At 52.3% G+C, this 19,178-nt stretch carries 14 protein-coding genes; 8 read left to right on the forward strand and 6 right to left on the reverse strand.

Annotated elements, in window-relative coordinates; translation table 11 throughout:
* Positions 1-6: 6 nt before the first annotated feature.
* Both Q4526_RS11730 and Q4526_RS11735 read right to left on the reverse strand, forming a co-directional pair.
* On the reverse strand, positions 7-1,416 hold the full coding sequence (locus Q4526_RS11730) for a C13 family peptidase (protein WP_215977269.1): 1,410 nt from the start codon (positions 1,414-1,416) through the stop codon (positions 7-9).
* Positions 1,406-3,145 carry a DUF3592 domain-containing protein gene (locus Q4526_RS11735; protein ID WP_215977270.1) on the reverse strand — a complete coding sequence of 580 codons (1,740 nt, stop codon included), beginning with the start codon at positions 3,143-3,145 and terminating at the stop codon, positions 1,406-1,408. The genes Q4526_RS11730 and Q4526_RS11735 overlap by 11 nt, the downstream gene beginning before the upstream one ends.
* 89 nt (positions 3,146-3,234) lie before the next feature.
* On the opposite strand from Q4526_RS11735, the gene pdsR reads away from it, so the two are divergent.
* The 6 genes from pdsR (at position 3,235) to Q4526_RS11765 (ending at position 11,321) form a co-directional block, all read left to right on the forward strand.
* A complete protein-coding gene (pdsR, locus tag Q4526_RS11740; RefSeq protein WP_215977287.1) occupies positions 3,235-3,930 on the forward strand; it encodes a proteobacterial dedicated sortase system response regulator in 696 nt (231 codons plus the stop codon).
* Entirely contained in the window at positions 3,927-6,140 is a 2,214-nt protein-coding gene (locus tag Q4526_RS11745) for a histidine kinase dimerization/phospho-acceptor domain-containing protein (protein ID WP_215977271.1), read from the forward strand. Before pdsR ends, Q4526_RS11745 begins: the two co-directional genes overlap by 4 nt.
* 92 nt (positions 6,141-6,232) lie before the next feature.
* Positions 6,233-6,499 carry a 30S ribosomal protein S20 gene (gene rpsT, locus Q4526_RS11750; protein WP_215977272.1) on the forward strand — a complete coding sequence of 89 codons (267 nt, stop codon included), beginning with the start codon at positions 6,233-6,235 and terminating at the stop codon, positions 6,497-6,499.
* 253 nt (positions 6,500-6,752) lie between these two features.
* Positions 6,753-7,031 carry a DUF413 domain-containing protein gene (maoP, locus tag Q4526_RS11755; RefSeq protein ID WP_215977273.1) on the forward strand — a complete coding sequence of 93 codons (279 nt, stop codon included), beginning with the start codon at positions 6,753-6,755 and terminating at the stop codon, positions 7,029-7,031.
* 166 nt (positions 7,032-7,197) lie between these two features.
* A complete protein-coding gene (locus Q4526_RS11760) occupies positions 7,198-8,823 on the forward strand; it encodes an MFS transporter (protein WP_215977274.1) in 1,626 nt (541 codons plus the stop codon).
* A gap of 131 nt (positions 8,824-8,954) precedes the next feature.
* Positions 8,955-11,321: an amylo-alpha-1,6-glucosidase gene (locus tag Q4526_RS11765; RefSeq protein ID WP_215977275.1), complete on the forward strand. Its 2,367-nt coding sequence runs from the start codon at positions 8,955-8,957 to the stop codon at positions 11,319-11,321.
* A gap of 67 nt (positions 11,322-11,388) precedes the next feature.
* Here the strand turns inward: Q4526_RS11765 and Q4526_RS11770 are convergent, their stop codons facing one another.
* On the reverse strand, positions 11,389-12,423 hold the full coding sequence (locus tag Q4526_RS11770) for a LacI family DNA-binding transcriptional regulator (RefSeq protein ID WP_215977288.1): 1,035 nt from the start codon (positions 12,421-12,423) through the stop codon (positions 11,389-11,391).
* Between the two features lie 105 nt (positions 12,424-12,528).
* Here Q4526_RS11770 and Q4526_RS11775 point away from each other — a divergent pair, with 105 nt between their 5' ends.
* Both Q4526_RS11775 and Q4526_RS11780 read left to right on the forward strand, forming a co-directional pair.
* The gene (locus tag Q4526_RS11775; protein ID WP_215977276.1) at positions 12,529-13,074 is read left to right on the forward strand and encodes a gluconokinase; all 546 of its coding nucleotides are present in this window, start codon (positions 12,529-12,531) and stop codon (positions 13,072-13,074) included.
* A 110-nt stretch (positions 13,075-13,184) separates the two neighbouring features.
* Positions 13,185-14,933: an alpha-amylase family glycosyl hydrolase gene (locus tag Q4526_RS11780; protein WP_215977277.1), complete on the forward strand. Its 1,749-nt coding sequence runs from the start codon at positions 13,185-13,187 to the stop codon at positions 14,931-14,933.
* Between the two features lie 362 nt (positions 14,934-15,295).
* Here the strand turns inward: Q4526_RS11780 and Q4526_RS11785 are convergent, their stop codons facing one another.
* The 3 genes from Q4526_RS11785 to Q4526_RS11795 form a co-directional block, all read right to left on the reverse strand.
* Positions 15,296-16,270 (reverse strand): helix-turn-helix domain-containing protein, encoded by a 975-nt coding sequence (locus Q4526_RS11785; protein WP_215977278.1) that lies wholly within the window; start codon positions 16,268-16,270, stop codon positions 15,296-15,298.
* A gap of 610 nt (positions 16,271-16,880) precedes the next feature.
* A complete protein-coding gene (locus Q4526_RS11790; RefSeq protein ID WP_215977279.1) occupies positions 16,881-18,551 on the reverse strand; it encodes a ShlB/FhaC/HecB family hemolysin secretion/activation protein in 1,671 nt (556 codons plus the stop codon).
* Positions 18,552-18,609: 58 nt separating this feature from the next.
* On the reverse strand, positions 18,610-19,178 hold a 569-nt coding region (locus Q4526_RS11795; RefSeq protein ID WP_215977280.1), incomplete at its 5' end, for an OmpA family protein.

Consider the following 19,178-nt stretch of genomic DNA (forward strand, 5'->3'; position numbering starts at 1 on the left):
GGCAGTTTACAGAGATTCGAGTATTGCCTCTATCGAGTCACCCACAAAAATTTGCGGTTGCGAGTGCTCGACGTCCTGATCCTGCTCCCACTGTTTAATATAGCTTTTGGCTTTCGCAAATGCCTTCACAAAACTATTCGTCTCTGGCAGTGCCTTGGAAAAATAAGCGCGACCAAAGTACGTCATAGTATCTGCATCGCCACAGCCAAAACTGGTGCGATCATGTCGGGCTGCGGTCAGTACCAAATGCTGCGGCGCCTTTAACTGATCGATAAATCCACCGGAATAACACGCTGATATAATAAGCACTTTGGGTGTAGCCGCTAGTGGGGCCAGTGCTGCAGTTAAGCTCTCGGGGGTGATGTCGAGAAAGTCATGGCTCGGCGCGGCTAAAGAAAATTCATGCTCTTGCGAGCCGTGGCTTGTGATATAAAGTAACAATATATCCTCTTCTGGCTGCATCACCTGACTCAGCTTGGCAACCGTCGCCTCAAGATTACCCGCAGTGGCAAGTGGCAGCTCATCCACTGACTCAGGCAAGTTACTCAAGGTCACGACTTGTTCGGCATCGAGCCAACGGCTTTGCAGTTGCTCGGCAATCGTACGCACCTCGGCATCAAACACCCCTTGGGTGCCATCGCCGGCCAACAAAAGTGCGTACAGATCGACCTCGCCTGGCGCCGAAGCTCGAACGCCTTGTAAGGTTTGATTGAGGCGTTCTTCTTGCGAAAACAGTGCCTTTTCAAAAGCGACGCGTGCAGCTCGTGTTTGAGCTTTATCGGCAGCGACTGGCGACTGATTGCCCCAACGCCAACGCCCAGCATAATCCACCTCATCACGTGTTAAATCATACAACTCACCATACCCGTGGAAGTAACCATCCATCAACTCTCCGGTGTAGCGCCGTTGGTCGTCCTGCCAAACTCCGGCACCGTGGTAGTGCCACCCTTTAAACTCACCCGCGTAGGACACACCATCGGCACTTTGGTAGGTACCCAGGCCCGTGAGCTCGCCAGCAACAAAATCACCCTGATAGACATCACCCTCGGCGCTGTGATACTCCCCAGGGCCGTGAAATTCATCGGCCTTAAAGCCACCGACATAGTGCGAGCCATCTTCGCCTTGCCACCGTCCTTGGCCTTGCAATTGGCCGGTGACAAATTCGCCGCTAAAAACATCCCCACTCGCCAACGTTAGCGTGCCGCGCCCAGTCATAGTGCCGAGGTTAAATTCACCCTGATAACGATCGCCATTTGGCCATTGCAATACACCTTCGCCCGACAGCAAACCGTCAAGCAAAGAGCCTTGGTACTGTGAACCATCGGGTAACACGAGCTCATGCTCGGTGCTCTCACTCGGCTGAGCACACACTACAACAGGTAGCGAAAGCACCAGCACCAAAAAACTAATTTTCATCAATCGCTACCCCAGTCAGCAGGCTGAGTGATTCTAAGGCTTGCTTGGCCACATCACGGCCGGCCAAATTAAATCCTACAGTAACTGGTTTGCCGGTGTGCCGCTTGGCAATTATTTTGTAAAACGTGGTGTGCGATTTACCAGATTGGGAGGTATAGCTTTCTTTCAGTGCCAAGGATTGAATACTGCTGCGCGGGTAGTGACGATTACCTAAACTCACCCCCAGTAAACGTCGGCGGGTCACCAGTTCGCTTTGATCAATTCGAACATCCAAACTGCACATTAAATAATAGATACCCGCCAATAGCATTGGGATACCAATCAAGGTAAAAATCCAACTGGGAAAATCATCGGCTGGAATCATAAACCCAACCCCAGCGAAAATCGCCCCAACTAATATCAATGCCATTTTGCCACTTGGGTGACGCCAAGCGGGGTAATGTAAAATAATGCCACCGGGAATTTGCTCTACATTTAACACCGACTCAAGGGCTTCTTCTCGCGATTGTTGAGCCAGTATATTTTCCGTACTTAAACGCGAAAGAGCTGCTGCCTTTTGGCCGGTGGCAAAGACCGGAATTTCATATTGGCGAGAAAAATCTGCACCCGGCAACTCACAGTCAACCACCAAACGCCACAGATGGTAGCTGCGGCTGGGCGTTTGCGATACGGGTAAATCACTGTCCACATCGAACAGAATTTCCAGCCGAGTACCGGTGGCGCTAGCCTGCGTTTGAGCGACCCCCTCAGTTTGCCAAACCAGTGATTCGCGGCGCGAACGGTTTTTACCGCTGCCGGACATATAACTGCGCAAGCATTGTAATGACACATCAAAGCGATGATTAATCGAGTAAGGCAAGCGCACCTCGATACTGCCCCCTACATGCCCGCCCACAGCACCGGGGTAAGGATCAAGTTGCAGCGGCGCCGGACCAAATCGGCGCCAACTTAAGGTGACCGAGACGGCCCAACCGATTAACCCCAAACCTACCGCGGGGAATAACAGCGCAACCAAAGCGATCAACTCGCCTTTTAAGGCCGCATTGACGCCGCCAATACCGGCGGGTATGGCAATCGCATTCCACGCAATGGCAACTCCCCAGCTAACATAAAGACTGGTTTTCCCATTGCTTTTGATTTCCTTGTGGGCCCAATCGCGTCGTTCAAGCCAAGGGCGATCACCCAGCTCTCGCCCTTGGTTGGGCATTTTATCGGTCGGCGCACACAGACAATAAACAATAATACCGCCCCCTACCCCACCGAAAACAATCACAAAGATCATGCTAAAGCCAATCATTCCCCAGCGCACATCTCGATTAAGAATTGCTTGGCTGGGTTGATCGGGGTCTACCCATGCCTGCACTGACTGGCCTTGGTTTAACGCCCGCTGTAATCGGCTCGATTCCCGCTGGTGGTAGTCACCCACGTTATCAAAGCCATCGGTTAGACCCACGCGCGATGCCATAAACGGCTGCCCATTAAACGAGTATTGATAACTTGCCGTGACCTTATACGTAATAGAGCCATCGGAGGTGCCGCGCTTAAGATCAACCTGAATCAGCTGTGCTGATACCGGTTGCCATGACTCCACCGCCCATTTATCAACCAGTGTGCCGGCCACCCCCCAAAAGAACATGCCCACGCCCACAGCGGCAAATGGCAAGCCAAACAATATCATCAACCAGCGCTCTTTTAATTTTGCTAACAGCGAGCTTTTTTCTTTAGCCACTGGGGCATCTCCTTTTTGGCTTGATCATCGGGCGTTAAAATAACATCATGCGCAATTCCCTTACGTTACGCAATGCACGGAATACATCCATGGCCCGCACCATCGCAATCGTTGAAGACGAACAAGCCATCGCTGACAACTATAAAGACGCCTTTAGCCGCCTTGGCTTTCAGGTAGAGCACTACTTGGATCGCCCCTCGGCTCAAGCGGCGTTCGATATTAAGCTGCCCGACCTGGCGGTGATTGATGTCGGGCTGGGTGACGATATTGAAGGCGGTTTTGAGCTGTGTCGCAGTTTGCGCACTCTGGCCCCCAACCTGCCGATCGTGTTTCTGACCGCTCGCGATGATGAGTTCGATGTAATCTCGGGGCTGCGCTTGGGGGCCGACGATTATTTAACCAAAGACATCAGCCAGGCCCATATGCTGGCGCGCATTCATGCGCTGTTTCGCAGGGTGGATGCCATGCGAGCCCCTACCCAGCAAGACGACACCCTGGAGCGCGGTAAGCTGCTAATTAACTCGTCCCGCATGAGCGTCAGCTGGGGTGAATCGGCGATTGACTTAACCGTCACCGAATTCTGGATTTTGTACGCCTTGGCTAAACATCCAGGGCATGTCAAAAACCGTCAGCAACTGATGGATGCCGCTAACGTAGTACTGGATGACAACACGATTACCTCACACATCAAACGTATCCGCCGCAAATTCAGCGCCGCCGACTCAAGCTTCGATCACATACAAACCGCCTACGGCATGGGCTATCGCTGGCAGAGCGCAACGTGAGATTACGCCAACAGCTGGCACTGCTCGCCCTGGCGGGGTTGCTGACTCCGGGACTTACGCTTTACTCGCTGCGTATATTCAACGAGCAAGCTAAAGCCAGCCACCTGAACCAGTTAACCGGTATTGCCCAAGCAGTAGCCGCCCGACTGGGCAATGACACCGAGCTGCTGACCCGCAGCGCCCTGGCTGATTCACCCCAACGTCCAGCGGGTAAAACCCTCTACAGCCATACCGATAACTCTAACCACTCATCAACAACCACGCCAAGCACACCGAGTCCTATCACCGTAGACGGCTCTGCCGCTGATTGGCACCAACTGGCTATACCACCGCTGCCCCTACCCAGCGAGACTGCCTTAACAGCCCAATACCGTAGCCTTACCTCGGGCGAAAGAACCTATTTATTGATAGAGGTAGACGACAAGCAACGGCACTTTCACAATGCTGAAGCCCCGCACCACGATAAGCAGCCCTTATACCGCACTGACAACCAAGATTTGGCCAGCGGAGACCATTTGCTGCTTTACGCCGGCGCCCAAGATCAACACTTACATATTTTGCGGGCAGAAGTACCGGGGCAGATGACGGCGCTGTATCGCAATGCACTCGGTAAAGTTGTCACTCAAGAGGCTATTCAGGGCTTGTGGCGCGAAACGAACACTGGCTACCAGGTAGAATTGTCGCTGCCCACAAACATGACTCAAACCGCCATGGCTTTGGCCGCCGTAGATCAATCGCCCACAAACCCGCAACGCTCAGCCGGCACTCTGCCGCCCTATGCATTGAGTGCAGCGGGCCCCGACCCCGGTGTACTGCCGCCCGCTGTGGGCCAAATGATCCGCCCCGCGCAGTCGCTCAACAGCGCCCTAGAAGTGTTTACCCGCCCCAATACTCGCTTGAGCTTAATCGATAAACATCACTGGCAAAGAGGCCAGGCGGGAGAACTTGCAGACACTCACGCCTCACCAAGCATCACTCAGCGCCTGCTCGGCTCGATTATGAAAATGCCCCGACGCCCGACATTTGAGACCGCCTCAGGCCACTGGAACCATCCCGACATCTCTTATCCAAACCGCGAGCCGCGAGCATTTTGGGCGCGCGACCAAGACGCCTTAATAGCCACCGTAGCGGTGCCGCTTATTAGCTCCCACCTGCCGGCACTGGAGTCGCATCACCTAGGCAGCGTCATCATTGAGCAAAGAGTACAGCCCTGGCAATTGCTTGATCAAGACAGTATTAAACGTCTGCTCGCATCATCCCTGCTCGGCGGCGGCTTACTCCTACTGCTACTGCTGGGCTACGCCAGCTTTTTAAGTGCTCGCATCGCCAAGCTTAGCCGCGCCGCCAACCAAGCCAAGGGGCAAAACTTACCTGAGTCTCTATCACACTGGCCTCAATTCACCATCCAAGACGAAATAGCCGAACTGTCACAACACTATTACGAAGTGCTCACTCAACTGCAGGATCACAATCACTATTTGCGCACACTGACCGGCAAGCTATCCCACGAGCTGAGAACCCCTCTGGCGGTTGTCACCGGCTCGCTCGACAACCTCCAACAAAGCGAGGGCGAAGACGTTCACAAATACACGCACCGCGCCCAGGCGGGTAGTGAGCGCTTAAGCTTTATTATCAGCGCCATGACCGAGGCCAGCCGGGTGGAGGCGAGCATTGCCAGTGCAGAGCTCGTTACCGTCAACTTGCAACAACTGATAAGTGATATCAGCCAAGCTTACTCATCGGCCTACCCCGCCCAGCGTTTTATGGTGGACATTCAACCGGCGAGCACCGGCACCTATGAGGTCAAGGTTGCCCCAGAGCTATTAGTGCAAATGCTGGATAAACTGGTCGATAACGCCGTAGGCTTCGCCCGCGACAACACCCCGGTTACCCTTGGCCTGAACTATCAATCCACTGAGCAAGATGGCGTACTCTTGGCACTGTCAGTCTGCAACCAAGGCCCCCGCCTACCCAACAATATGCAAGGACGGTTATTTCAGTCACTCACCTCGCACCGACCCCGCTCAGGTGGAGATACCCCCCACCTGGGGCTGGGGCTTTATATTGTCGAGCTAATTACCCGCTTTCACGGCGGTACAGCCACCGCCACTGACCTGCCCGATGGGGTAAAAGTTTGTGTTACGATACCGGCTCTGTACCCTGAACTAAATGCACAAAGACGCACAACAAGTGTTGACAATACTTGTTAAACGGGTAAAATGCCGCGTCTTTTACGGGCACTGTTACGTCTTGACGTCAGCCGCTCAGTAATACATTTTTTTGATTTAATAGGAGCAACACGGTGGCAAATTCACCTCAAGCCAAAAAACGTGCACGCCAGAATGAAAAAGCTCGCAAGCACAACGCCAGCCTGCGCTCCATGGTGCGCACCTACTTGAAGAAAGTGGATGCCGCCATTGAAGCAGGTGACGCCGAGAAAGCCAAAGAAGCCTACACAGCAGCTGTTCCAGTGCTGGATCGTGTAGCCGACAAAGGCGTATATCACAAAAATAAGGCTGCTCGCCACAAGAGCCGCCTGAATAGCAAAATTAAAGCACTGGCCTCCTAAGCGGAAGCTGAGCTTGAAAAAAACCGGCTTAAGCCGGTTTTTTTGTGCCTGAGAATGACACGCCCCATAGCAGTAGACACGAAACTGCCTACGCAAATGCACCCCCTCCTCTTTTTCGCTGCCCGATCGTCTTAGCCACTCCCCATACTTATTTCTCAAAAACGTCACACAACCGCAATACCCGCGTCAGAAAACTTGGCTATAAATCTCCCGTCACTTCGCTCATCAGGAGATACACCAAGGAGATCACCCCATGCTGCCACGTGAACACTTTATCAAACAGCCTTACTACGGTATCAATGACCTTAAAGATACGGCCAGCCTGACCAGCGCCCAAATTCGCCTAATCAAAAAACACGGCTGCCTCATCAATGCATTGCTGCAGGACGAGGTTCTCAACCCCAATTTTGCCGACCTGCAAATACTCAAAGCCATTAACGGCAAAAATGCCCCCACCAACCCCGTGGTTCACGCCTGGCAGAAATACACCCAGCTAAAACAATCGCAAATCACCCTGAAAAATTCTGCCTGAGCCCACAAACCCCGCTAAGCCCAGCAGTGCTTAGCGGGTTAATGCCAACAAATGCAAAACTCTGACACTGGATTTTACCTCTAGATAGCAGTATGATTGCGCTATCATTTGCCATTTTCGAAGCCAATTAGCTCTCGAAAGCCAATAAGAAACCAGAGGCACTATCGTGACAGACAAAACTCCCAGCCAGAGACTGGCCAAACTCAGTTGGCGTGAACGTATAGGCTACGGACTGGGTGATGCCGGCTTTAACTTCTATTGGGCCATTATTGGCTCGTACTTAATTTTCTTTTATACCGATATTTTTGGTATCAGCGCCGCGGCGGCAGCCACCATGGTAACCATTACCAAAATAGTGGATGCCTTTACCGACCCGGCTATGGGCGCTATTGCCGATAGAACCAAAACCCGCTGGGGGAAATTCCGCCCCTACTTATTGTTCGGCACACTGCCGATGATGGGCGCCGGGTTGCTCACCATGACTACGCCCGACTTAGGCGAGAGCGGCAAACTAGTATGGGCCTATGCAACCTATATGATTTTAATGTTGACCTACACCGTACTCAACATGCCCTACAATTCATTATCGGCCGTACTAACCGCCGACCCACAAGAGAGAAACACACTCAACAGTACCCGGTTTTTCTTTGCCTACTTTACCGGCATTATCGTAGGTGCCGCGACGCCTGAGTTAGCCGAATATTTCGGTAGCGGCGATCGCTATAGCCCTATCGGCTGGCAGATAACCATGAGCATCTATGCGGTTATTGCCTCCATTTTATTTGTGATTACATTTGCCACCACCCGCGAGCGTATTGCCCCGCCGGCACAACAAACCGCCGAACCACTGCAAGATTTAAAAACGTTATTCACCTGCAAGCCCTGGATAATTATTTTTATTCTCGCCATGGTGATTATGACCACCTTCACCTTGCGTGGCAGCTCCGCCACTTATTATTTTAAGTATTTTGTTGAACGCCCAGATTTGCTTGGTGCGTATATCGGGCTGCAAGTATTAGGGTTGATGATTGGTGCCATGTCCGCCGCCACCCTTACCCGATACATGGACAAAGTAAAACTGTTAATGATTTTAATGGGTGTTGTCAGCGTACTGTGTATTATTTTTGCTTTTGTCCCTAAGCCCAACGCCCTTGGTGTGGTTGATGTCAACGAAACCAATCGTACCGAACTGCAAGCCCACGAACTTTTAGCAGAAGAACATCAAACCGGCGACAGCTACCGCTGGACGCGCTACGAAAAAGTCTTTTGGATAATCAAAGATCGGGTAGATTTAGCCGAAACATCGGCCACCTTATCGTTAACCACACAAAATAATGAAACAATCAGTGTTGTTAAAACTCGTGCCGATGGCAGCACACTCGACAGTGCCAGCATCCCCAATGAAATTATTTGGATGTTTATATTAAGCATGCTGATTTCATTGGCGTTGGGGCCAAAAGCCCCTATCACCTGGGCCATGTACGCCGACGTGGCCGATTATAACGAATGGAAGACCGGGCGCCGCGCCACAGGAATGACCTTTGCCGCCACAACTTTCTCGCAAAAAATAGGCAGCGCCATTGGTTCAGCGCTCATGCTATCGGTACTGGCCGCGCTGGGTTACCAAGCCAATCAGGCGCAATCAAATGCGTCACTGGACGGCATTGTGTATATGCAAACACTGGCCCCTGGTGCCTTTGCCTTTATTGCCATTATCGCACTGATGTTTTACGACTTAACCGGCGACAAGTTGACCGTTATACAGCGCGAGCTTGAGATTAAGCATCAATAAAACGATCGCATATAAATGTTGTCACAGACAGCTCAAAGAGATTAACAACCAGCAGTCACAATCGACACAATCATCCTCCCTTTGAGCGTCTCAACCGAGGTTGGGCGCTCTTTTTTATCTACGAGGCAATCATGTCTTTTACACCAGAGCTATTTCCATCCGAAGATGGTCAGTACTTTCATCTTAAAAGCCCCACCTTGATGCCGCGCGCCTCGGGCTTTTTATGGAATAAAAAGATGATGATTCAAATGAACTGCCGGGGCTATGCCGTCTCCCAGTTTATGCAGCCAGAACCGGCCAAATATGCCTACGCTCCCAATCTGGAAGCAAAAACGTTTATGCAGCCAGAGCAGCCGTACTACGCCCACCACCCCGGTCGTTTTTTTTATCTCAAAGATGAGGATAGCGGAGAAATATTCTCGGCCCCCTATGAGCCAGTGCGCGCCAAGGGTTGTGACTATACGTTCTCACCCGGAAAAAATGACATTCAATGGACGCTACGCTTCGGCGACATTGAAGTGCATGTTGAGCTTAGCTTACCCGTCGACGACGCGGTAGAGCTGTGGCAGTTCAGTGTCAAAAATACCGGAGCCAGCACACGCAACCTTAGCCTCTACCCGTATTTCACGCCCGGCTATATGAGCTGGATGAATCAGAGTGCCCAATACGATCCAGCACTCGGCGCTATTGTTGCCAGCTGCGTAACACCTTATCAAAAGTACCCTGACTACTTTAAAAATCAGCACTTTAAAGACAAAACATATTTGCTGCACGAACGCCCACCCGTCGCCTGGCAAACTCAACGCGAAGCCTTTGAAGGCGAAGGCGGCCTGCACAACCCCGACGCCCTGCAAGCCGATACTCTAGCTTGCGACGACGCGCGTTATGAAACGCCACTAGCGGCCTTGCAATACCGCGTATCCTTGCCAGAAAATCAATGCGAAACTTACCGCTTTGCGTTTGGACCTGCCAAAGATGAGAACGAAATAGCGCTCATTAAAGAGCGCTATTTAAGCGCCGAAAAATTCCAACAAACCAAACAAGCCTATGGCCAGTATATTGCCAGCGGCAGCGGTGTCCTGCATATTGAAACGCCCGATGAAGGCCTCAACAACTTTGTTAATCACTGGCTGGCACGACAGGTGTTTTATCACGGCGACGTCAACCGCTTAACCACCGACCCGCAAACGCGCAACTATCTACAAGACAACATGGGCATGAGTTATATCAAGCCCGCCACCGCTCGCCACGCATTTACTCATGCGCTAGGCCAGCAGGAAGCGAGCGGTGCTATGCCCGACGGTATCTTGCTGCACGAAGACGCCGAGCTAAAGTACATTAACCAAGTGCCACATACCGATCATTGTGTTTGGCTACCCGTCTGTTTAAAAGCTTACCTAGACGAGACCGGCGACCTTGCGCTACTAAATGAGCCGGTCAAAGGTGTTGATGGTAAAACGCTCAGCGTAGCACAGCGCATCAGCAACGCCATGCAGTGGCTGTTGGACTCACGCGATGAACGCGGATTGTCCTACATTGCACAGGGCGACTGGTGCGACCCGATGAATATGGTCGGCTATAAAGGCCGCGGAGTTTCCGGCTGGTTAAGCATTGCCACCGCCTACGCCCTTAACGTATGGGCCGATATCTGTGAACGAAGCTCTATCGACAACCCACAGAATTTTCGCACCAGTGCCGATGAGATTAACACTTCGGTCAACAAACACCTGTGGGACGGCAACTGGTATGGCCGCGGCATTACTGACGACAATGTTGTGTTCGGCATCAGCCAAGACTCTGAGGGTCGTATATTTCTCAACCCACAAAGCTGGGCGATACTGGCCGGCACCTGCTCGCCTGAGCAGCGCGAAAAAATGTTGCAGGCCGTAGAGCAGCAACTTGAAACCCCCTACGGTGTCACCATGCTGGCCCCGGCGTTTACCGCCATGCGCGAAGATGTGGGCCGGGTGACACAAAAACATCCGGGGTCCGCCGAAAACGGCTCGGTCTACAACCACGCGGCTATTTTTTACATCTACAGTCTGTACAGCATTGGCGAGTCCGACCGCGCCTACAAGCTATTGCGTCAAATGATTCCCGGCCCAAGCTCGGACGATTTTGCCCAGCGCGGGCAAATGCCGATCTATATTCCCAACTACTACCGTGGGGCCTACTATCAGTTTCCGCGTACCGCCGGGCGCTCCAGCCAATTGTTTAATACCGGTACGGTGAGCTGGGTCTACCGCTCATTAGTGGAAGGTTTATTGGGTTTAAAAGGCGACAATGACGATTTATTGGTCGAACCAAAACTACCGACTAGCTGGGATAATGCCAAGGTCACCCGGCACTTTAGAGGCGCCACCGTTCACGTTCACTATCAAAAAGGGGAAGGCGCTTCAGTGCTGATTGTCGATGGTGAGCCACAAGCAGACTTTAGATTAAGAGCGCCCACGGCAGGTAAAGAATACAACTTGAAGATGTACATCGGGTCGGATTAAATCGTAACGAGCGCTGACGTTGTGTCGGCGCTCGTTATTTGTCAGAGTTCATAGTGACCAGTATTCACTACTGTATAGGTCGAGATGATTGGCGCAATATGACCTCAAACCCAATATCCCTTTGCTTTTGCGCCACGGCCTCACCTTCAAGTACCTGCACAATCATTTGAGCCGCCTGCACTCCCATTTCATAGCGGGGCACATGCACGCTGGACAGCGACGGGTTAACAAAAGCGGAGGATTCAAAGTCATTAAAGCCGCACAAGGAGATATCGGTAGGAACTTTAATATTCATACGCTGGCTTTCAAACAGCGCGCCCAGCGCTAAATCGTCATTACAACAAAAAATACCATCGACCTGCCCCGCCGATAAACTTAATAAGCTGCGAAACAACTCCCCACCCAATGCAATGGATGATGGCTCAGGTGTCGTCACTAGAAACTTTTCATTTAACTTGCCCCGCTCTTGCAGCGCATCTCTAAAACCCGCCATACGTTGCTGCACACGGGCATCCATTCGTGCACCAATAAACCCTAAACGCTGACAACCAGTGGCAAGCAACTTCAATGCGACATCAAAACCTGCCTGATAGTGGGAAAAGCCCACATTCATATCCAGCGGCTGGTTTAAAATTTCCATGATTTGCACCACAGGCAATCCCGCTTTGGCGAGCATTCTTTCGCACGCTCGGGTTTGATCGCCACCGGTAATGATCATCGCCTCAGGGGATTGACTCAACAGCGTTCGAATCATTTTTTCTTCTTCAAGTGGCGAGTAGTGGGTATCCACCAGCAGCACTTTGTAATCGCTGGCGCCGGCCACATCGTAGATACCGCGCAGCACATCATTAAAGACAATATTGGACAGTGAGGGAATAGAAACACCAATAACGCCAGAGCGAGCCGAGGCCAAGGAGCTGGCAGATTGATTGGGAATGTAACCGAGCATATCAATCGCCTCTTGCACTCGTTGGCACAAATCAGACGACACTTTATCGGGCTGATTAATCACCCGAGAAACAGTAATAGCGCTCACATTTGCCACCTTAGCTACATCGGCCAAGGTTGCTCTTTTAGTGGTAGAGGAATTGCGGGTACGCACCACGAGTGTTACTCCCTATTTTTAAACGAATACTAGCATAACAATCGATGTTTGCGCTATCATTTGACTTATTCGAAACAAATCAATGCGACCGAGTTATCTTTAATGCCTCATACCAAACCTGAATCGTCCACCTCACCGGTGCTTATTATCATTATGGGTGTTTCTGGCTCAGGTAAGTCCAGCGTTGCTCAGGCCTTGGCACAACACTACCAATACCATTTTTATGATGCCGACGACTTCCACAGCAATGAAGCCAAAGCCCTTATGGCCGCGGGCACTGCGCTATCAGATGAGCATCGCGCCCCCTGGGTGCACAACATTAGTGCGTTTTTAACCGATTGCGCCGAACGAAAGCAAAGCTGCACCCTAGCGTTTTCAGGGCTGCGCCACGCCCATAGGGACGTATTAAGGCAACTTCCATTCCAAACCCTGTTTCTACACCTTGAGGGCTCAAAAGCCGTTATCGGTGCCCGAATGAATGCCCGCAGCAATCATTTTATGCCGACCAGCCTATTAGATAGCCAATTTGATAGCCTCGAGCCCTGTGAAAACGAACAGGATATTATCCCTATTGATATCTCTAAACCTCTGGCCGAGGTAATACACGACTGCAAACAAACCATTAATGCTAAACTAAGTGAGCACTAGGCTGCGCGGCACAACTCTTGCCTTTGATCTTTCGGGCACCTTTTTTATGCCCGTCCTACAGCCTAGCGCTGAACAGGTAGTATCGATTCATTAGGTAATGAGGCCACTCCATGACCACAGACTTCCTTTCACTGGAAGAGCTCAAACAAAAAATTCACGTGCTAATCGCAGCCCTCTACCCCCATTGCAATGCCGATGAGCTAACCGAACAATGTTTGGCCGCTATAGGGCCGCGAATTAGCAAAGATGTAGTGGCCCCAGAACGGCTCTGGTCGGAAAAAGACTGCCTACTCATTACCTATGGCAACTCCATCCGCGAAGCGGGCCACAAGCCACTGGACACCCTACAGCACTTTCTACACAATCACCTGCAAGGCGTGTTTTCCGCCGTGCATATTTTGCCCTTCTTTCCATTTTCATCAGACGATGGTTTTGCCGTTATCGACTACACCCAAGTCGACCCGGAACTGGGCGACTGGGGCGACATCAATGCTCTGGCACAAGATTTTAAACTGATGGCCGATTTGGTCATCAACCATGTATCCAGCCAAAGTTTATGGTTTCGCAACTACCAATACGGCAAAGACCCCGGGCGCGGTTACTTTGTTGAAGCCGACCCCAATGACAATTTATCCGACGTGGTACGACCTCGCACCAGCCCACTGCTGCGCAAAACGGATACCGCAGACGGCACCAAGCATGTCTGGTGCACCTTCAGCCACGATCAAGTCGATGTCGACTTTCGCAACGAAAAAGTTTTATTGGAATACCTCGGTATTATCGGCCTCTATCTGGATGAAGGTGCGCAGTGGATACGGCTTGATGCCGTGGCGTTCCTATGGAAAAAAATCGGTACGCGCTGTATTCACCTGCCCGAGACTCACGACGTTATTAAACTAGTTCGTCTATTAACCGAATACAAAAATGCGCACGCTCTGTTAATCAGCGAAACCAATGTACCCAATCGTGAAAACCTAACCTACTTTGGCAACAGTAACGAAGCGCACGTGATTTACAACTTCAGTTTGCCGCCGCTGGTTATTCATGCCCTGCTCGCCGGAGATTGCACCTACTTAAAAACCTGGATGATGAGCATGCCGCCCTCCCCTGTGGGCTGCACCTACCTGAACTTTACCGCCAGTCACGATGGTATTGGTTTGCGCCCGGCAGAAGGTCTATTGGATGACGGCGAATTAAAACAAATGCTAACGGCGCTGGAGTCCTTCGGCGGCCGTATTTCTTCGCGCACCGACGCCGAAGGCAACAGCAAACCCTACGAAGCTAACATCAGCCTGTTCGATGCCTTTAAAGGTACATACAAAGGCACCGATCAGTGGCAAGTGGAGCGTCTAATCAGCTCGCAATCCATTATGCTGGCGGTAGAAGGTATTCCGGCATTTTATATTCACACCTTGTTTGCCACTCACAACGATTACGACAAGGTAAAAACCACCGGTCACAACCGCTCCATTAACCGCTGTAACTGGAGCTTAAGCGATCTGAATGAGCGACTCGGTAAAGACAACGGCCCTGGCCAGCGAGTTTTTAACGAGCTACAGCGCCTTATTAAAATTCGTGCTAAACAGCCCGCCTTTCACCCCAATGCAACGCAATTCACCTTGCACCTAAGGCCCGAAATTTTTGCTTTCTGGCGCCAAAGCATGCAACGAACACAAAGCATCTTCTGCATCTACAATTTAAGCGATCAGACACAAGAACTTAACCTGGCCGACATTAATTTAATCAGCACCGAAAACTGGATCGATTTAATCAGCGGACAAGTGATTGATGACCTTTGCTCAACCATGCAGCTTCAGCCATATCAGAATTTATGGCTGACGAATTATGTGGGTGAGTAAACGCGATGCGGAATGCGGAATGCGGAATGCGGAATGCGGAATGCGGAATGCGGAATGCGGAACAATATTGACGCGGTTTTGCGTTGCTTATAATCAAGCGAACGTAAAATTATTGTGGATCTAAGTCCACATTAAAAAAGGGCGAACCACAAGGCTCGCCCTTTTTTACGTTATACGTTCTACGTTCCGCATTCCGCGTTCTACGTTTTACACTCCGCGTTCCACCCTCCCTAGAACTTCCACACCTCCTTGGCAAATAAGCGCCTACGTCGTCATCGCCCAGGGTATCTTGACTGCCAACGGGCGCTAGACTGGCGTTGAAGTGCCACCTGACGCTGTTATAGCGGTATTTTTAACTGCGGTTAAAACTCAGACTCGAGAGTGAGCGAAGGCAGCTCACCAAAGACTTGTTTATAATCGCGTGCAAAGCGGCCGAGGTGCAAAAAGCCAAAATGCATAGCCACTGCTGTCACTGTGGTAGAGCTCGCGTCACTGGCACGCAACGCTGATCTGACACGGCTGAGGCGGCATGAGCGCAGGTAGGCAAGTGGAGACATGTTCACATACAACCGAAAAGCGTATTGTAAACTGCGCTCAGACACCCCGACCACGGTACAGATATCACTTATGGACGGGATAATATCGAGGCCGAAACATTCCTCTATATAATTGCGCGCTTTGCGACAGGTGTGAAACGCCTGAATGCGTTCGGCCAACGACAGATCGGCCGGGTCGACACTTTTCGCAGTCGCTATGTGCACCACCTGTTGTAGCAGCTGCCGCTTAAATTGTTCGCTTTGTGCAGGTGTGGCTGCGGTGAACATCTGAGTGCTCTGTAGCCACTCAGTTATTGCCGATCGTAACGCAGGCTGCTGGCCATTATGGATAGACTGCAATGATGTGAAACCTCGCTCCCACTGCACTGGGTCCAATGCCCGCGCTCCCTGTAAAAACTCATCAATATGAAAGCCGATATAAGAAGTTTGAATACCTTCGGGGACGTAGATATCGTATTCTGCACACTCCGGCATAAAGAAAATGCTGCTACTCTCTGCACCCAGCTCTGAGAAACGAAAGCTGGGTGCAGGGGTGCAGTAAGATAGCGTGCAAAAGCCCTGAGGGGTAAACCCCACCTTTTGCACAGACGCCAACTGGGTTTCACGCACCACCTGCAGCTTGCCAAGGTTGAGCGTTTCCATCTGCACCAACTGCCGGCCTGAGCCCAACTGAATGCACTCCATTGCCGCCCAAGGTTGCATTGCTGCCTGAATGACGGCATCTTCAATACAGGCTGAATTATATAACTCACGCGGCAAAGCCCGGGGCAGTTCGAGCACTAGTTTTTACCTTGGGCTAAAGCGACGACGTGGTGCTTTTGTAGAGCGTCAGTCATATCATTTTCCGAGGTTAATCAAAGGGTGAACGTTAAAATAACAGTCAACTTAAGCAATAGCTACTCACTTTTTTGGTACTTCGGCTCTTAATAGACCCTTTAACACCGAAAGCCGGCTAGGAAAAACATAAAGCTAGGATCAGGGCAATAAAACCCCTCTTCGTCCCTAGAACTTACCCATGGTCTTTTAACAAAAAGGGAGGCCGCCAAGGTCGACGACATATTTACGGGTAAAGGACATGCGGAATGCGGAATGCGGAATGCGGAATGCGGAATGCGGAATGCGGAATGCGGAATGCGGAATGCGGAATGCGGAATGCGGAACAATATTGTCGCGGTTTTGCGTTGCTTATAATCAAGCGAACGTAAAATTATTGTGGATCTAAGTCCACATTAAAAAGGGCGAACCACAAGGTTCGCCCTTTTTTACGTTCTACGTTCTACGTTCTACGTTCTACGTTCTACGTTCTACGTTCTACGTTCTACGTTCTACGTTCTACGTTCCGCATTCCGCATTCCGCGTTCTACGTTTTACACTCCGCGTTCCACCATCCCTAGAACTTCCACACCACCTTGGCAAATAAGCGCGCATCGTCGTCATCGCCCAGGGTATCTTCACTGTCAATGGGCGCGGCGAGGCTGGCGTTGAAGTGCCAGTTGGCGCTGTTGTAGCGGGCGCCTAAGCCGGCGCCGGTCAGGTCGCGGTCATTGTCGGCATCGGCTTCCCACGGGCTGTGGTTGATATCCACCGCACCGTGATCCACCAGACCGTACACTTGCCACTGGTTGTTTAGGTTGTAGCGCAGCTCCAGGTTGGCCAAATAACCTTCATCACCACTGGCTTCGCCCTGGGCGTAAGCCCGCACGCCGTAAGCACCGCCCAGACTAAACTTCTCAGAGGAGTCGAGGTTTTTGTCGGCAAACTGGCCATGAATTTGGGCGTGCAGGCTCCAGTTACCCCCTAAGTTTTGTAAGCGCATGATGGACGGGGTCCAGCGCTCGAAGTCGCCAGCGCTTTGCGCGGTGACCGAGTCAATCACTTGGTCGAGGTAGCTGTTGATGGTGAGCTCGCCCTGGGTATAAGCCAATGACCACTGGGTGACACCGCCGCCCAACAGTTGGTCGCGCCAGTCACCGCCGATGGTGAGGGTGTAGAGCTCGGACTCTTTATCACTGTTGGAGCCAAAGGCGTCGATTTTATCTTCGAGCTGTTTGCTGTCGTACTGTAACTGCACATTGAGGTTGAGGTTGCGGGTACGAATCAGGCTCTGGTCGGCAAACACGGTGGTAATCTGCGCGTTACCGGTGGCCTCAAGGTCTTCGAAGTTACCGCCCAGTTCGTAGTCCATGTCGGAGTAGGCCGCCCCGATGTTGGTGGCCCAGGGGCCGACAGGCAGTTGGTACTGGGCGCGGAAGAACACTTGCTCTTCGTCGGAGCCGAGAGCGCGAAGGTCAAAGCGGTCGCCCAAGCCCAGTGGGCTGTTCACTTGTAAGCTGGCCCCTAAGCGGTATTCACCGATGGATTCATTGCCGTGGTTGTCCAGCTCCACGGTGCCGTTGACCCAGGGGCCTTGGCTGACGTTAACGTTTAAATCGCTGGTGCCGAGTTCTTCGCCGGGCACTAAGGTGGTGTTGACCGCAATGCCGGGGATGTCGGATAAGCGCAACAGCGGGGTTTCCAGCGCGTCGGCGGTGAGCATTTGATCCGGCGCCAGCGAGCGGAACGGACGCTTCACCACAAAGTCGCGGGTGTGGGCGTCGTTGCTGACGGCCACTTTGCCCAAACGGCCTTCGAGTACATCGATGGTGACGGCGCCATCGCTGACGTCTTGTTGCGGCAGGTAGGCCCGCGCTAAGAAGTAGCCCTGTTCGCGGTAGTAGGCGGTGATGGTCGCCGCGGTTTGTTGCAGCTGGGCCAGGGTGAGGTCGCGCCCCTGTTGGTCGCGAATCAGCCCCAGCAAGGTGTCGCTGTCAAAGGCCTGGTTGCCGGTAATGCTAAAGCGGTTCACCTCAACCGTGGCGCCACCTTCGGCCGCTTCCGGCGCCTGCTCAGGCTTGGGCAGTTCCACCTCGGCCCCGGCATTGTTAACCGCGGGGGTGGGTTCGGTTTCCAGTTCGCGGATAAACGTACCGGCGTTGGGCACCACTTGGGCGAACGTCTGGGCGCTGATCAGCGCACCGGCCAGGGTGAACAGTGACAGGGAGCTAAGGCGTGCTGCGGTCATGGTCTTTAGAGTCCGTTGTATAAGAGTGTGAGGCGCAAGTGTGTGTGTACGGGTCATCTTATTGGCCCTCGCCGGCGGGAGCGTCATCACGCGGTTTGTCTGGGGTGATTTCCGCGCGGCGGTTTAAGGCGCGACCTTCCAGGGTATTGTTGTCGGCAATGGGGCGCTGCCAGTCGTAACCTTTGGTGCCGAGACGCCCGCGGTCTATGCCCAAGTCGGTCAGTAGGTTGTACACCGCCATGGCGCGCTGGCGAGCCAGGCGCTGATTGAGCGACAAAGGCCCGGTGTTGGAGGTGTGGCCTTCAATCAACAGGGTCAGCTCGGGGTAGTCTTCCAGCTTTTGCACAAAGCGTTCGAGCATTTCTACATACTCATCGGCAATGTCAGAGCTGTTAATGGGGAACAGCACCGCACGCGGCATGGGCAGGCCAATCTCGGCCAGCTGCTCTGCGCTTAGGCGGGTGCCGCCTTGCACAACGCCCAACTCGATTGTATCCAGCGCACCATCGAGCAGGTCGCGACCCTCGAAAATGTTGGCGCGATTGGCGCGGCCCAAGGACTCGCGAGCCGGGAACTGGGTACTGGTTAAGCCGTCATTGTAGCCGCCGCCCGGGTGGGAGCTGAGCA

Origin of the sequence: Gilvimarinus sp. 2_MG-2023 (assembly GCF_030547685.1) — a bacterium.
Lineage (GTDB): Bacteria > Pseudomonadota > Gammaproteobacteria > Pseudomonadales > Cellvibrionaceae > Gilvimarinus.

What these genes read in the sequence shown, in the direction of transcription:
- Q4526_RS11780 (WP_215977277.1), top strand. Translation starts at nt 13,185, where the DNA reads ATGACCACAGACTTCCTTTCACTGGAAGAGCTCAAACAAAAAATTCAC.
- Q4526_RS11765 (WP_215977275.1), top strand. Translation starts at nt 8,955, where the DNA reads ATGTCTTTTACACCAGAGCTATTTCCATCCGAAGATGGTCAGTACTTT.
- Q4526_RS11775 (WP_215977276.1), top strand. Translation starts at nt 12,529, where the DNA reads ATGCCTCATACCAAACCTGAATCGTCCACCTCACCGGTGCTTATTATC.
- pdsR (WP_215977287.1), top strand. Translation starts at nt 3,235, where the DNA reads ATGGCCCGCACCATCGCAATCGTTGAAGACGAACAAGCCATCGCTGAC.
- Q4526_RS11730 (WP_215977269.1), bottom strand. Translation starts at nt 1,416, where the DNA reads ATGAAAATTAGTTTTTTGGTGCTGGTGCTTTCGCTACCTGTTGTAGTG.
- Q4526_RS11790 (WP_215977279.1), bottom strand. Translation starts at nt 18,551, where the DNA reads ATGACCGCAGCACGCCTTAGCTCCCTGTCACTGTTCACCCTGGCCGGT.
- maoP (WP_215977273.1), top strand. Translation starts at nt 6,753, where the DNA reads ATGCTGCCACGTGAACACTTTATCAAACAGCCTTACTACGGTATCAAT.